The 14,606-nt window shown below is 45.3% G+C and carries 14 protein-coding genes; 7 read left to right on the top strand and 7 right to left on the bottom strand.

Annotated elements, in window-relative coordinates:
• Nucleotides 1-180 precede the first annotated feature (180 nt).
• From K6Y21_RS13025 to K6Y21_RS13015, 3 genes are all read right to left on the bottom strand, one after another.
• Complete coding sequence (locus tag K6Y21_RS13025) at nt 181-1,344, bottom strand: OmpP1/FadL family transporter (protein WP_233072279.1); 1,164 nt, start codon at nt 1,342-1,344, stop codon at nt 181-183.
• A gap of 71 nt (nt 1,345-1,415) precedes the next feature.
• Complete coding sequence (locus K6Y21_RS13020) at nt 1,416-2,792, bottom strand: DUF1254 domain-containing protein (RefSeq protein WP_233072278.1); 1,377 nt, start codon at nt 2,790-2,792, stop codon at nt 1,416-1,418.
• 98 nt (nt 2,793-2,890) lie between these two features.
• Nucleotides 2,891-3,790, bottom strand: coding sequence for a LysR family transcriptional regulator (locus K6Y21_RS13015; protein WP_233072277.1), 900 nt, complete (start codon nt 3,788-3,790; stop codon nt 2,891-2,893).
• Between the two features lie 274 nt (nt 3,791-4,064).
• Here K6Y21_RS13015 and lexA point away from each other — a divergent pair, with 274 nt between their 5' ends.
• On the top strand, nt 4,065-4,688 hold the full coding sequence (lexA, locus tag K6Y21_RS13010) for a transcriptional repressor LexA (RefSeq protein ID WP_233072358.1): 624 nt from the start codon (nt 4,065-4,067) through the stop codon (nt 4,686-4,688).
• 148 nt (nt 4,689-4,836) lie between these two features.
• On the opposite strand, the gene K6Y21_RS21415 is transcribed toward lexA, so the two are convergent.
• The gene (locus tag K6Y21_RS21415; protein ID WP_233072276.1) at nt 4,837-5,526 is read right to left on the bottom strand and encodes a helix-turn-helix transcriptional regulator; all 690 of its coding nucleotides are present in this window, start codon (nt 5,524-5,526) and stop codon (nt 4,837-4,839) included.
• Nucleotides 5,527-5,636: 110 nt separating this feature from the next.
• The gene (locus tag K6Y21_RS13000; RefSeq protein WP_233072275.1) at nt 5,637-5,951 is read right to left on the bottom strand and encodes a hypothetical protein; all 315 of its coding nucleotides are present in this window, start codon (nt 5,949-5,951) and stop codon (nt 5,637-5,639) included.
• A 173-nt stretch (nt 5,952-6,124) separates the two neighbouring features.
• Between K6Y21_RS13000 and K6Y21_RS12995 the strand changes: the two genes are divergently transcribed.
• Both K6Y21_RS12995 and K6Y21_RS12990 read left to right on the top strand, forming a co-directional pair.
• Nucleotides 6,125-6,583 (top strand): carboxymuconolactone decarboxylase family protein, encoded by a 459-nt coding sequence (locus K6Y21_RS12995; protein ID WP_233072274.1) that lies wholly within the window; start codon nt 6,125-6,127, stop codon nt 6,581-6,583.
• 25 nt (nt 6,584-6,608) lie between these two features.
• A complete protein-coding gene (locus K6Y21_RS12990) occupies nt 6,609-7,346 on the top strand; it encodes an AraC family transcriptional regulator (RefSeq protein ID WP_233072273.1) in 738 nt (245 codons plus the stop codon).
• Between the two features lie 14 nt (nt 7,347-7,360).
• Here the strand turns inward: K6Y21_RS12990 and K6Y21_RS12985 are convergent, their stop codons facing one another.
• A complete protein-coding gene (locus K6Y21_RS12985) occupies nt 7,361-7,897 on the bottom strand; it encodes a hypothetical protein (RefSeq protein ID WP_233072272.1) in 537 nt (178 codons plus the stop codon).
• Nucleotides 7,898-8,062: 165 nt separating this feature from the next.
• On the opposite strand from K6Y21_RS12985, the gene K6Y21_RS12980 reads away from it, so the two are divergent.
• The 3 genes from K6Y21_RS12980 to K6Y21_RS12970 all read left to right on the top strand — a co-directional run bounded on the left by K6Y21_RS12980 (nt 8,063) and on the right by K6Y21_RS12970 (nt 11,376).
• Complete coding sequence (locus tag K6Y21_RS12980; RefSeq protein WP_233072271.1) at nt 8,063-8,668, top strand: TrmH family RNA methyltransferase; 606 nt, start codon at nt 8,063-8,065, stop codon at nt 8,666-8,668.
• 12 nt (nt 8,669-8,680) lie between these two features.
• Nucleotides 8,681-9,229, top strand: coding sequence for a DinB family protein (locus K6Y21_RS12975; protein ID WP_233072270.1), 549 nt, complete (start codon nt 8,681-8,683; stop codon nt 9,227-9,229).
• 422 nt (nt 9,230-9,651) lie between these two features.
• Nucleotides 9,652-11,376: a S8 family serine peptidase gene (locus tag K6Y21_RS12970; protein ID WP_233072269.1), complete on the top strand. Its 1,725-nt coding sequence runs from the start codon at nt 9,652-9,654 to the stop codon at nt 11,374-11,376.
• Between the two features lie 97 nt (nt 11,377-11,473).
• On the opposite strand, the gene K6Y21_RS12965 is transcribed toward K6Y21_RS12970, so the two are convergent.
• Entirely contained in the window at nt 11,474-12,364 is an 891-nt protein-coding gene (locus K6Y21_RS12965; protein ID WP_233072268.1) for a LysR family transcriptional regulator, read from the bottom strand.
• A 116-nt stretch (nt 12,365-12,480) separates the two neighbouring features.
• Here K6Y21_RS12965 and K6Y21_RS12960 point away from each other — a divergent pair, with 116 nt between their 5' ends.
• Entirely contained in the window at nt 12,481-14,502 is a 2,022-nt protein-coding gene (locus tag K6Y21_RS12960; protein WP_233072267.1) for an alkyl/aryl-sulfatase, read from the top strand.
• Nucleotides 14,503-14,606 lie beyond the last annotated feature (104 nt).

Raw genomic sequence — 14,606 nt, 5'->3', positions numbered from 1 at the left:
CCTTAAACCACCTGCTTCAGTAGGTGGTTATTGTTTTCTTCAAAGAATGAAATGATAGATAAAATTGAGAGATATTGGTGTGATGGTATTGCTAGGGATTTTGATACTGAAAGGTTAGCTTAATTGAAAATTAACAGATCCTTCAACATCACCGCATAGGCGGCGATGTTGAAGGATCTGTTAAAACTGATAATCCAGCGTGATACCAACAAAGTGATTATGGTTGTCATAACGACCTTGTAGTGCGCCGTTATTGATCTTTGGTGAACCGTAATCAACGTAACTGTAATAGACGTTTAAATTGATTGATTCATTCCATAGATAGCGAGCGCCCGTGCTATATCTGATTTGCTTATCAACGGGGAGATCAGTTGATTGAAATGTGGCGTCATCAAGTGGTGAGCCGGTATACCCCAGTCCCACCTCAAAAGTCAGTTTAGGACTAACCGCAATTTTGCTGCCAAGAGACGCAAACCATACGTCTTCGAAGTTTCGTGCTTTAGAGACTTGGATATCGTCAACGCTAAGCCTGGTCACCTCGTTAGCACTCCAAAATTCCTTACCGACACTCCATACTAACGCCAATGGCTGGCTTAATTGATGAAAACCTGAAACTTCAAGTTTGGCTGCGTTAACTAACCCAATCCGAGTATCTATTTGCTGGGTGAACAGTGCAAGTTCACCTTCAAGATCGTGTTCTATTTTTGAACGGTAGGTTACGCCAAACTTATTATCTTCTGTGTACTTATAGGTTGCCCCAAAATTGTAACCCACAGCGTAAGAGGTTGAATCAATGGAGGCTTGTTTAGCGAGAAATCGTTGTTCAAAAGTTGCTCTATCTATTTGAATGCCTGCCCCAAGGCTGAGTTTTTCATTCACTTTATAGCTAAATGAAGGATTGAACTGCATAACGCTCAATGTAAGGTCATTCAATCCCAATTTACCGGCATACTCATTGCCATAGTCGAGGCCACTGCCACCTGTGGCTACGAGAGAGAGCCCCATACGATAGCGGTCATTAATGGGGGTGACAAGATAAACTGAACCATAAGGCTGCACACCTCCAGCGTTATTACTACTCAAATTCGAATTTCTATCATCCTGATATTCAACATTTAGAGCCATGGTGGCCAAATTGACCGAGATATGCGTGTTATTCAAATACGTCATTGCTGCTGGGTTTGAGTAGGCTGTTGATGCATCTTCAGCCAAAATTGCTGATCCAGCTCCTGCGGTTGCTACATTCAAATGACTCATTTCAGCTACTAATGTTGCAGCAGCATAAGTATTGCTGGTGAATAAGGCTAAGGTTAAAGCGCTTAACTTGGGTAGAATAAGTGACATAGGCACTCCGATTTTTACTAGATTGGAAAAACAACGCCTCCCGAGTGGAGGCGTGAAGTAGCAGGTGATGATTACAACTTATAGACTTGAGGCATCTTGTACTTGTTATCGAGTACGGCTTGTGTTGGTTCATACAAACGAATGTGCAAATAGAAGTCGTCATCGGGGGCTGGAAGCCAGTTACAAGTTTTATCTGCTGGTTTATCGTGTTGAATACATATAGGTAAAGTACCGTCGACGGCGTATCGTAATTCTTCTTTACGATTGGTTGAAATCGAGTAACGATCTATTTCATTTTCGACCATAAACAGATTTTCGGCGTCATACATAGTTAAAGACCAAAAAGCATTAGCAGGGGCATCTGCAGGCATCGTCATTCGGTATTTGTGCTTACCATTGAGTTGGTTGCCTTTGCTATCAGTATAACGATTAGGATAGAGTGCTCGCTCTGGGACATTGAGTCCTGCGGCTCGCAAGTTAATGCTAGCGCGGCTGAGGTAGTCGTTACCATAGAGGCCACCTTCAAACATCATTGACCAACCATTGTTGCTTGTACCAACGCTGCGACCAGCATAGTGAATAATAGATTGAGCAGATTTTAAAGCCCTTAGCAAACCTCGTTGTTGGTCTCTTGATAGCTTGTTGGCATCAAAAGGTTCATCATCACCTATGCCTATATACTTAAATTGTTCTACCATGGCTTGTGCTTCGGGTAAGGGATTTTTACGTAGTTCACGATCTATCAAAGCATACCAATCCAAGCCTTGAGGTGTTGTCATTGGGGGAATGCGACCTTTAGCTTTAGCCAGTTTCATAGGACCATGGGCCTTGCCAAGCTCGTCAAGTGGGTAGGTGATGAAACGATCGTGTACCTCTAGCGCTGCAGCTTGGTCACTAGGGCCGAAAACACCGGTACGATGAATTAACCACACCATAGGTGTACGAGAGCGAACGACATGATCTATGTTGGCAGGTACGACACCTTCCCAGTCATTCTTAACTAACAGTACCTTACTGCCTTTGCTACCAGTATTAGCCTGAAAAAGATCGGTAATTGAATCCGAGTATGCATCGAGTAATTGCACAATATAGTAGCGGTTTTCTGTCGGAGGGATCTCGATCACCATAGGCCCTGCTAGATCGAGATCGTAATGAGCTTGTGAGTACATGGTGTCGTTATTGACCGTGGGTACAATGCGATCTTGTGGGCCAGATAGCTGGCGAGTTTTGCCCATCTTATTTAAAGGTGCCATGGCATTATCCATCGGCTCAGATACTGCGGTTGATGTTTCTCTAACGGCTGCAACCGTAAGTGGTCCCGCGCCATAAATAAAGGCTTGTAGACCTAAGTGATAGGCTAGCTCCTCTTCAGGCGAGATGTTTGTTTCTGCCTGCGTCGGAAAGCAAAAAGCAGACAAGAGCGAAAGTGCGATTAATGATTTTTTCATGGCTAACCCTTTTATATGCTGATAAGACACATAGGCAAGGATAAAGCCCTTTGACGCGTTAAAGAATCGAAGTGTTTTTATATCAATTATTAAGATTTTTAATACGCATGGAGTATTTTATGGCTATGCTGATGGAGCCACTTAGTTAAAGGATTCGCGCGATTTCTCTGGTGGGTAAATAATGCCATTTCGCGATAGCGAGATTCATCTGTTAGCTCTTGAGGTAATGGAATAAACCTGAAACGTCCCTGTAATCGAGTCATATTGTGCTTCGAGATAATGCCTATGTAGTTGGTTGTTTCTACCAAAGACATCATCATACTCAGGTCGCTGGTCCGGACGCTAATTTGCTTAGTCAGACCAAGCTTTTTAATCATTTTTTCACTACGAGAAGACTCTGTTTCACCATGGATTAAATTAATGCAAAGAGGGTATTTGAGCAATTCAGCCAAGGCTTCGGATACGATTGGATGCTCTTGTCTCACAATCGCCATGAATTCATCTCTGCCGATATCTTTTTTCATGATGTTTTTGCTGGTTTCCATTGGCAGATAAGAAAAGCCCCAGCAGTTAGTTTTTAGCTCCAAATCTCTTAACGCGTCAAAGCCCCATTGGTAGCAATCTAAAGTGATATTGGGAGCCAAAGACGTAAATTGTTCAATAATGGGGACACCTATTGTCGTCATTAGCTGCGGTGAAAAGATAAATGTGTATTCACCGCTCAGGTTTTTTATGTCCCAAATATGATCATCGAGGTAAAGTGCATCCATCTGATCGAGCAATGTGGGAAGCTGGTTTAAGATGTCAACACATCTAGGGGTCGGCTCTAGCTTATTGTTGTTGCGAATAAATAGAGGATCGTTGAACTGTTCGCGCAGTTTTTTTAGCATCACACTGATAGAAGGTTGACTGACATGCAAGCGCCTGGCCGCAGTGATGGTTTGTTGCTCTTCGCTAAGTACCAATAATAAGCGTAGCAAGTTGAAGTCTTTAGTCATATTTGGGCTATATAGTTCTGAGGGTGAGGGATTAATTTATCATTTTTAGAGTGTGAACCTACTTGGACCAACAATGGAATAACCAATAACGTGATATATATTGTTATTCCGAGGCTGTTATTGAAATGTATATCTGCACATCGGGGAGCTTTGTTGTAGCTACACTTTAGATTCTATCTGCTTTTGAAGCACTTTTTATCAAGGCGACAGCTTGCTTAGCTTAACCTCACTGTATATACTCACAGTTAACTGTATATAAAAACAGGCTAAAATGATGAAACCATTAACACCGCGCCAAGCTGAAATTCTGGAACTGATCAAAGACAATATCGCCGCGACTGGCTTGCCACCTACGCGAGCAGAAATCGCAAAGCAACTTGGCTTTAAGAGTGCTAACTCAGCCGAAGAGCACCTAAAAGCGCTGGCTAAAAAAGGCGCAATTGAAATGATGCCGGGCACCTCTCGGGGGATTCGTCTTGTTGAAGTCGAAGAAGCCGCCAACGAAGAAGAAGGCTTGCCTTTGATTGGTCGTGTTGCGGCCGGTGAGCCCATCCTTGCTCAAGAGCACGTAGAATGTAATTACAAGGTTGACCCTAATTTATTTCATCCAAGTGCCGACTTCCTGCTACGCGTGAGCGGTATGAGTATGAAAGACATCGGGATTATGGACGGTGATTTACTGGCTGTGCATAAAACCAAAGATGTCCACAATGGCCAAGTGATTGTCGCCCGCGTTGAAGACGAAGTCACCGTAAAACGCTTCCAGCGCGATGGACGCCAAGTGCTACTGCACGCAGAAAATGAAGAGTTTAGCCCTATCAAAGTGGACTTAGCCAGCGAGCACTTTGACGTGGAAGGTATCGCGGTAGGCGTGATTCGTAACGCTGATTGGATGTAGTCGCAATTTGTTCAATAGAATTTAAGAGAAACCGCCATTTCAGGCGGTTTTTTTATGCCGAGTAATGGGCAGCCAATGGCATCAATTTGTGCGGCCTGAGTTCGCTCAATATTGAAAGTAATGAAGAGTCCATGTTTGCAGCCCTGTTTTAACTATCTGGCGGCACATATTGCGCTATATAGTGAGGCAAAGACTTTTCTGGCCCCGTGGTGAAATGATCCGGTAGCAATGAAAGATGCTGGATCCTATCAATGCGAAAGTGACGATAGGCATCTCTTAGTTCACACCAAGCGATCAAGGTCCAAACCTTACCCCAAAATATTTGCCCAAGGGGCTGTAATACGCGTGAGGTTAATGCGCCGTCTTCGGCCGTGTAGTCAATGCAGATTTTTTGCATGGCATCGGTAGCGTGACGAAGCTGTTGGCTATGGGCGGCGGTTTTGGACTGGATGTGATAATCCGGTACTAGGATCGGAAAGCTCTCCAGTTGGCGCTTTAAGTGATCGGGCAAGACAGACAAAATTTTGTGGGATGCCGTGGTGCTGGCGCTGGCTAATTCAGGATCGGACCATGCCCTGACCATTCTCATGCCCAGTTCTAGTGCGACCATTTCTTGCTCGTTAAACATCAGGGGCGGTAAATGTGAGCCTGCTTGTAACACATAACCGACACCGGCCTCGCCCGCAATTGGCACACCCGATAAGATCAACGATTGGATATCGCGATAAATGGTGCGCTCGCTGACTTCCATGGTCTGGGCTAGCTGCGCCGCTGTGACGGCATAGCGTTTACTGCGTAGCAGGGTTAATAATGCAAATAGCCGCTCTGATTTACTCACTTATCATCCTTATTACGGGCCAAACCAACAACATTAGTAAAGCCCGTGATTAGCAAAGCCCGTGATTAGCAAAGCCCGTGATTAGCAAAGCCCGTGCCTGATTTACTTAACTACGCCGCATCGCAGGATGAAAATTGCACGGTCTGGTGCTGCATCACCACCGAGTCTTTATCAATCAATGCAATGAGGGCTTGGCAGTCAGCACTGGCCATAAAGGCTTCAGCTGCGGCTTTTGCTGTTTCCATTGATTGCCAATAAACAATATCCGTCCATGTCTGCGACGCTTCATTATAGCTAAGGGAACGGTATTGAAAACCGTCTAGACCAGCGACAAAAGCATGGCTTTGTTTCGTGGCTGCTAACAAATCTTGTTCAGTGACGCCTGCTGACAATTTAAAGCTGACCATTTCAATAACTGTGTTCATCTTGTTTCCTTTGTGTTTGTGTTATCAACGAGATAAGCATAAGGGCAGGGAGTGTCAGACTGTGTCAGTAGGGTGATATTTGAGTGAACAATTTTACGGTGTCGAAATTATTCAATACCAGATGATGGGTCATTGTTATTGTGCCATAGAACTTTAAAGGAAGGAGACATAGCATGACATTACGAGCAAATTACATGGCCTTAGCTGCCCCCGCGATGGACATTTTGATGGCGCAAGAGGGGTATTTACGCGAGCAATTTAGTGGCTCTAATACCCTTAGCCTAACGGTTTGGGAGCTGGTGAAACTGCGCATTTCACAGCTAAATCAATGTGCTTTTTGTATCGATATGCACAGTAAAGAGGCCATGGCCCAAGGAGAAAGTGTAGAGCGAATTCTTGGTTTAAATGCATGGCGAGATATGCCATGGTATAGCGAGATCGAAACCACGGCATTGGCGTTAGCCGAGCATGTAAGCTCAGGCAAGGCGGTAGATGATCACACTTACCAGCGCGCACGTGACGTGTTAGGCGAGCAAGGTTTGGTTGATTTAACCATTGCCATCAACGCCATAAATAGTTGGAACCGCATCGTTAAGATGTTTAAACCTGAGGTAGGTAGTTATAAGTCATAATCATTCGGCCCCAGCGCTTAATTTCTTGCTGTCCCAACCTCAGGGGCAGCTAGGTGGGCTGCTGCAAGGCATATGGTCGGCCAGTGTCGGTGACGAGCAAACCGAGCCGGTGACGCGTGCGCTTTATTCAGATGCGGGCAGTGGCATTTTGTTTCATCTCGCCGGAGAGGTCTGCATTGGCGAACTCTCGCTGCCCCATGGCGTAATTGCCTTGCCCGTCAGTAAAGTGTCGCAGCAAGTCACCTTAATGCCCGGATCGCAATTGGCTGGGCTGCGTTTTCATCCTGCTGTGAGTTATGGGGTGTTTGGCCAACACCTTAATTCGCCGAGCTTGTTAACCAGTGGCATCGGGCAATTAGATAAGCTAGATGCCCTTTATGCCTCATTGCAACAGCAGCCTTGTTATCAAGCCCGCATCAATGAAATAACCCATTGGGCAGAGCAAGCCTTTCAGCTTAGTCAAATCTTGCCCCATTCGTTATACCAAGCGTTAGCGGAAATCGATCTACACGCTTCACAAGCCGAGCTTACTCAGCAAGTACCCTTAAGTCAGCGTCAAATTGAGCGTTTGTTTAAACGCTGGTTGCAACTCTCACCGAAACAATACCAACGCATTTTGCGCGTGAAGCAGGCCATTGAGTATTTGCGAACCCACAGAGAAGTGTGTTTAGCCGATGTGTCATTGCAATTTGGTTTTAGCGACCAAGCCCATATGACGCGAGAGTTTCGCGCCATTGCGGCGACAACACCGGGCAAGGTTTAGCTCATCGAATCAGATTAGCGTCGGCGCCCCGGGCGAGCCATGGGTCGCTGGGGAAAATGAACTGGACGCACCGCAGGTCTGGTGGTGGGTTTAGTCGCGGGTCGTGTTTTAGGTAATTCAGGCTTATTTACTGGCCGCTCTTGCAGCTTAGGATGCTCGACTAGTTTATTACTCGGGCGCGGTAAATTTTTTAGCTCATCGCGACGAGCGCGCAAATTCGCTTGTTGCTCTGGGCTAATTTGCGCCCAACGTTGCTGAAATTCGCTTTTTAACGCAGTGATATCAGCTTGCTGGTGGTCGCCTTGCCAGTCGTCAAATTTATCTTTAATGGCTTGTTGCTGGCCTTCATCTAAGCTGTGCCACCAATCTTTGATCAGCCATGCTATGTCGTTGTCATTATCACAACACCAAGGGTAATAGTGATCCCAATAATATAAGTAATCATCGTACCACCAAGGGTAGCTGCCGTAGTGGCTAGGGTTGTCGGAGCGTGGCTGTTGTGCACAGCCGCTGAGCACAACAGCCAGTACTAAGAAAAAGATCCTCATCACAGAAATCTCACATAAAGGGTTTTCGATATTTTGCTGCTTGCGCTGGAAAGGATCAAGCTTTGTCTCGATTGGTAATATATTTGCCAATAAAATAAATATGTTACAGCAGTCAATGCAAGTTTGCTGGGGTACAATATGCACTTACGTTGAAGGAGCGAAAGTCTGATGGAAAACGAAAAAAGTAAAATTCGTCAACGAGCGGATGAAATTAAAGACTATCAATGCAAAAACCTTGTCGCAGTGCTTGAAAACCCAATGGATATTAAAAATATTGGTGCAGTGATAAGAAATGCCAATGGACTTGGCGTAGAAAAAATCTATATCGTAGACAGCAGAAAATCGCTACCAGATGATTGGGATGAGTTAAGAGAAAGAAAATCTTTGTCCAAAATCTCCGTTTCAGCGTCTAAGTGGACCTTTGTGAAGCGCTTTGATAGCACTGAAGCATGCCTAGCACATCTGGAAAAGCATAGATTCACTTCGATCGTGACTTCTCCTCATATTAAAGGGAAGGAAAATTACATCCTTCATGAAGCCGACTATACACAAACGCGATTAGCGGTTTGGTTTGGAAATGAGGCCCGTGGCATCAGTGATATCGTTGTTGAACGCAGTGACTTTTGTGTCTCAATTCCTATGTTTGGCATCATAGAAAGCCTAAATTTAGCGACGACTACAGGCATAGTATTGTACGAAGTAACTAAGCAAAGACGTGATTATCAAGCCAAGTATAAACGCGCGAATAGAGGACCTCGCAAAACACTTTCTTAAGGAGTAAAAGCTTTGCAATTAACAGCTCATGTGCAACAAATGGCGCAGTATAACCAAGTGATGAATCAGCAGGTTTACCACGCCTGTGCCTCGCTTTCCAATGAAGCGTTAAATCAAGATCGCGGTGCTTTTTTTCATTCGATACTGGGAACGTTAAATCATTTAGTGGTGGGAGATACCCTCTGGTTACAACGCTTCTTTAGCGCAGGGATCGGCTTACAAGCATTAGCGCCGATTAGCCAACTGCCGCCACCTCGGTCGCTCGACGCGGTGTTGTTTACGGAGTTGACTGAGCTAGCGCGCCGAAGAGAATTACTTGATCAGGGATTACTGGCACTCTCACGTGAAGTAGACGAAGCCTCTTTGCATCGGACTATCACCTATAAAAATAGCAAAGGCGTCCCCGCCAGTAAAAACCTGTTTAGTTTAGTCATGCATTTATTTAATCATCAAACCCATCATCGTGGTCAAGTGAGCACATTACTGACACAGCTTGATCTTGATATCGGGGTGACGGACTTAGTTGTTTTACTGCCTGACGAAGAAAGTGTGGGTAGTTGAGTGTTGGCTGGCCAGATTGTTCGAAAGCCATGCTAGTGTTTACAATTAAGTTGCTTAATTATTTCAATAAAACTTTCATTTGGTCATGTGCAGGGCGTCATATTTGTCGCCTAATTTGATTCATTGCGCGCTGGTATGGGTGGTTAGTTTTCGTATTGCCCCCCCTGTTTGCCATAGCGTTTGACTTGGACTTGGTCATTATGGTTCTTAGCCAGTCAATATTGTTGTTATTATCGCAACACCAAGGGTAAAAGTGATTAATATATGAGTAGGATAGCGCTTAGTTAAGCGGCATAAATACATTTATGTTGCTTTAAAATTAGAAAAGTTTGTTCGCTGTCCTTCTGTTCGCTTTTTGGGGCCCTGTTATATCGAACTATACTTAATAAGCTTGTTTCTGTGTATTAATTGAGGAACAACTTATGCGAGCTTCATTTCAATCCCTTTATGCCACTTTGATCCTTACTGTTTGTTTGCCTCTTTTCACATACGCTTCCCCTCCTGATTTACAACGCTATATAGTCGTTGTGTACGATCATGCAGTACCGCAAGAGGTCGCCACCGAGATAGCGCAAAAAGCGAATGGACGTGTGGGGTATGTGTTTGAACATGTCATTAAGGGGTTCTCAATTGCGGTGCCTGAGCAAGCTCTCAATGGCATCTTACATCATCCCAAAGTGTCGTATGTCGAAGACGATATTCCCATCAATGCATTTGTGCAGCAGTTGCCGACTGGGGTTGAGCGTATTTATGCCGATCTCACCGCCTTGGACATTGACGGTAACGATAATGTTCGTGTCGATGTTGATGTCGCTGTGTTGGATACTGGCATCGATATGGAGCATGCTGATTTAAACGTAATTGGCGGGGCAAATTGTCTCTATCACTCTGGTGGTCCACCTCATAGAAGGTCGTATTTTTGTGATGAATCTCTGGGTGGTGACGATGACCATTACCACGGTACTCATGTGGCTGGAACCATAGCTGCACTCGATAACAACATAGGTGTGGTCGGGGTTGCCCCTGGAGCGCGGCTTTGGGCGGTCAAGGTACTCGATGCACAAGGTTCAGGCTCGCTTTCGGGAATTATTGCGGGCATTGATTGGGTGGTGGCGCAAGGCGATATTGAAGTGATCAATATGAGCTTAGGTGGCTCAGGTTCGAGCAGTGCAATGAATCAAGCGATAGATTCGGCATTTAACAGCGGCGTAACCGTAGTGGTAGCGGCAGGTAATAGCAATGCCGATAGCACCAATTTTACGCCAGCCAATGCACCAAAAGCAATTACCGTCTCGGCTTTGGCTGACTTTGATGGCCTTGCTGGCTATTTAGGCGCACCAACTTGTCGCAGCGACCAAGACGACACCTTAGCTGGTTTTAGTAATTGGGGCGCTGAGGTAGACATTGCTGCTCCCGGCGTTTGTATTCTGTCGACCTACCCAATAGAAAGAGGTGGCTATGGCACCATTAGTGGTACCTCAATGGCATCGCCCCATGTCGCAGGGGCAGCAGCATTACTCGCGAGTCATAACCATGGTCCACAAATGATATGGGACACCTTAATCAACAGTGGTAATTATAATTGGTTAGATGATTCGGGCGACGGTATTTTAGAGCCCTTGCTTGATATTAGCTCATCTACTTTTTCACCTAAGTGGGTGTTGCAGGGGGGTGGGGGTAATAACCCGCCAAGCGCTTTATTTAACTCCTCTTGCTCATTGTTAGCTTGTAGTTTTGATGCCACAACATCATCAGACAGTGATGGTTCAATCACATCTTACCATTGGGATTTTGGCGACGGTAACACGGGCAGTGGTGTTAATATCTCCCACTCGTATGCTGTTGAAGGAACTTATAACATCGTTTTGACGGTGACAGATGATGATTCGGCAATAGGTGAAGCTCAGGCTCAAGTGCACGTGAGTGACGTCAACTCGCCCACATTATTGACATCAAGTAGCAACAATGGCTCAACATGGACGGCTACTGTTTACTACGAAACCAATGATGAGCTAAATGGTGTTTGGTCTTCGGGAGCGGGCAGTTGCAGCGCAAACACTTGCACCCTAAGTGGTATCAGAAAGCAACAATCCAATGTTGAGTTTGTTAGTGATCAAGGGGAGACCGTGACGGTTTATAAGCCCTAGCTAGCTTACCTGTGAAAAAACCATGGCCTATTAATCAACCATTATGAGTTGATTGATAGGCTTTCATACCGCTAATCTTCTTATTGCGTTCACACTGCTAAAAGTAAGCGCGAATCTTATCTCTGAGCCAAATATTGGCAGGGCTTTTTTTCTCTCTGTTGTGAGCGAGTAGCTGATATTTTACTGGCTTAGACGTAAATGGCGGCGGTAAAACTTGAATATCCAGCTTATCGGCAAACAAGCTCGCGATACTGGCTGTCATGATAGCAATACAATCACTGGTCGCGACCATGGACATTTGCGAGACCAATGAAGTGCATTCCGCTGCAACGAGGCGTTCATCCATGGTTTCTTCGGTAAAATAGTCGGCCATGTAGGCATCTTCTCGGCGCAGTTTCAAGGTAATATGCTTTTCTTGATAGAACTGCTGCCTTGTGACTTTGCCTTGTATTCTGGGGTGTTGTTTTCTTGCTATGAGACAGATCTGATCTTCAAACAAGGCTTCAGTGAAAAAGGAAGACATTGAATAGTTAGAAAGCTCGATCGCAAGATCGGCCTGATGTTGGTTTAATGTTTGGAACAACTTATCTTCATTACTATGGGTAGGCTGTAATTCAATCGTGACATTTCCTAGGCGGGTATCGGCCTCTATCTTAGGCAAGATCATCAGCATCACAGGCTCAGTTGTATACACCACAAACTTTCTCGGAAATTGGGTTGAAAACCCTTCTAGGCTTTCCAGAGCATTGCTGATCTGCACTAATGCCGGCTCAATATGGCGCATCAAGGCTTGCGCATTATGGGTTGGAGCGATGCCACGTCCAGCGCGAATAAACAGTGGACAGCCCACTTGTTGTTGTAAGCGCTTAAGTAATCCGCTTACCCCTGGTTGGGTTAGGCCCATTTCCTCTGCCGCTAAGGTAATGGATTGATGGCGATAGACCGCCACAAACACTTTTAATAAATTCAAATCAATATTAGCTAGCATGGGCGCTCAAACATAACAATTCATGATGTATTGAATACAGTTTCATTTATATATCAATATGTGTCAACCCGTTAAAGTAACGCCATACCCATTACCGAATCGCAAAGAGGTTCCTTATGAAAACGCGTTTTACTCCATCAGTACTTGCTCTTGCTATTGTTGTTTCGTTTGGTGCAGTCGCTAATGACTACGCTTCAATTGATACCTACGAAGGTAAACCTGCATCTAAGCACACTGTTACTGCTAACGCTGCGTTAGCTAAGCGCCTTCCGTGGCAAGATACATCGGCTTTTGAGCGGACAACACGGGGTTTAATTGCTGAGTTTGGTACCCATGAGGCGGGTGAGCTTAAGAACCGATTCGAATACATGGCAGATATGTCGCCGCAAGACTTGCCATCAACGGTTAACCCATCCATTTGGCGTCAAGGCATGTTGAATTATGCTGCGGGTGGCCTTTACGAAGTGACCGACGGCGTTTATCAAATTCGCGGTGCGGATCTTTCAAATATGACTATCTATCGCGCTGATAATGGCTATGTTATTCACGATCCTCTGTTGTCTCGTCAAGCCTCTGCAGCTTCTTGGGAATTTGCTAAACAGCATCTTCCTGCCATTAACGGTGAGCACAAAATTACCGGCATGATTTATTCGCACATGCATGCCGATCACTTTGGTGGCTCTCGTGGTATTTATGAATCCGGTGACTTTGTGAAAGACGCACCGATTTATGCGCCGAAAGACTTCATCAAAGAGCTGGCCGATGAAAACGTGATAGCCGGTACGGCAATGGGTCGTCGGGCAAATTATCAATATGGCACCACCCTAGACAATAACACCAAAGGTATCGTTGACAACGCACTGGGCTTAGGCACTTCGCGCGGAGAAGTGACCTTAGTTGCGCCCACGGTCGAGATCCAAGAGCGTGAGAAAGTGATCAATATTGATGGTTTAGATTTCCACGCCATTAATATGCCTGGTGCAGAAGCGCCTGCAGAGATTGTTTTGTATGTACCTAAGTATCGTTCACTCAATACCGCAGAGTTAACCTACGATGGTATGCACAATATTTATACCTTCCGTGGTGCTAAGGTTCGTGACTCATTGGTGTGGACCAAGTATTTAACAGAACTGAAATTGCGCTTTGTTGACAGTGGTCTCGTTGACAATATTCATGCTGCACACTCGGCGCCGGTTTGGAACAAGCCGGATACAGAGGTGAACGAAATCTCGCAATACATGACATTGCAACGTGACAATTATGGCTTTATCCATAACCAAGCAATGCGTTTGGCAAACCATGGCGTAACCATCCACGATGTGGGCCGTGAGATTGAAAAGATCATTCCGCAGTCGCAGCTTGATACATGGCACACCAATGGTTACCACGGTTCATACAGCCACAATGCGCGTGCGGTGGTTAACCTCTACCTTGGCTACCATGATATGAACCCGGTAAATACCAACCCATTGCAGAGCAAAGATAAGTCATGTGTTTATGTTAATGCCGCAGGGGCAGATGTGCTTTACAAAGCGGGTCAAGCACACTTTAAAGCTGGCGAATACCAAGAGGCCTCTCAGCTGTTTAACGATTTGGTGCAGTGTGATCCAGACAATATTACCTATCGCTTTGCGTTAGCAGACAGCTTTGAGCAGCAAGGTTATCAATCAGAAACAATGGCATGGCGTAACAGCTACTTACAAGGCGCGGTTGAACTTCGTACCGGCGAAATCCAAGAGTCGATTAAGTTAGCCTCTGCCGATGTCATCGCTAACACGCCAACGGGCATGTTCTTAGACTATATTGCTGTTACCTTAAATGCACCCAAAGCGGAAACGGCAGGGCTAAACTTCAACTTTGGCGTGTACCATCCAGATCTTGAAGAGCGTTACTACGGCGAAGTTTCCAATGCCAATATGGCCAATATACAAGTGGATGAGCTACCAAAAGTGGACTTTGAACTTATCATCGATAAGGCGGACTTTACTAAAGTGGTGTTAGGTCAAACCACACTAGACGAGCTATTTAAGTCAAAACAGGCCAGTGTAAAAGGGGACGCCGCATTACTGGGTCAACTAGCGGCAACCTTAGATAAGTTCGATGGCATGTTTGAAATATTGCCAATGCCAACCAAGTAAATCAGCTTATGGTTATGTTGAGTGGGTAATCGCTCAAGCAAGAAACTAAACATCCGGAGTGCCATCGCCTCCGGATTTTTTTGACTATTGATGGCCATGAAAAT

This window comes from Motilimonas eburnea, from assembly GCF_021295345.1.
In the GTDB taxonomy this organism is placed as follows: Bacteria; Pseudomonadota; Gammaproteobacteria; order Enterobacterales; family CBDFNC01; genus Motilimonas; species Motilimonas eburnea.
The sequence above is the reverse complement of the archived record's forward strand: the minus strand, read 5'-3'. Positions and strand labels throughout refer to the sequence as shown.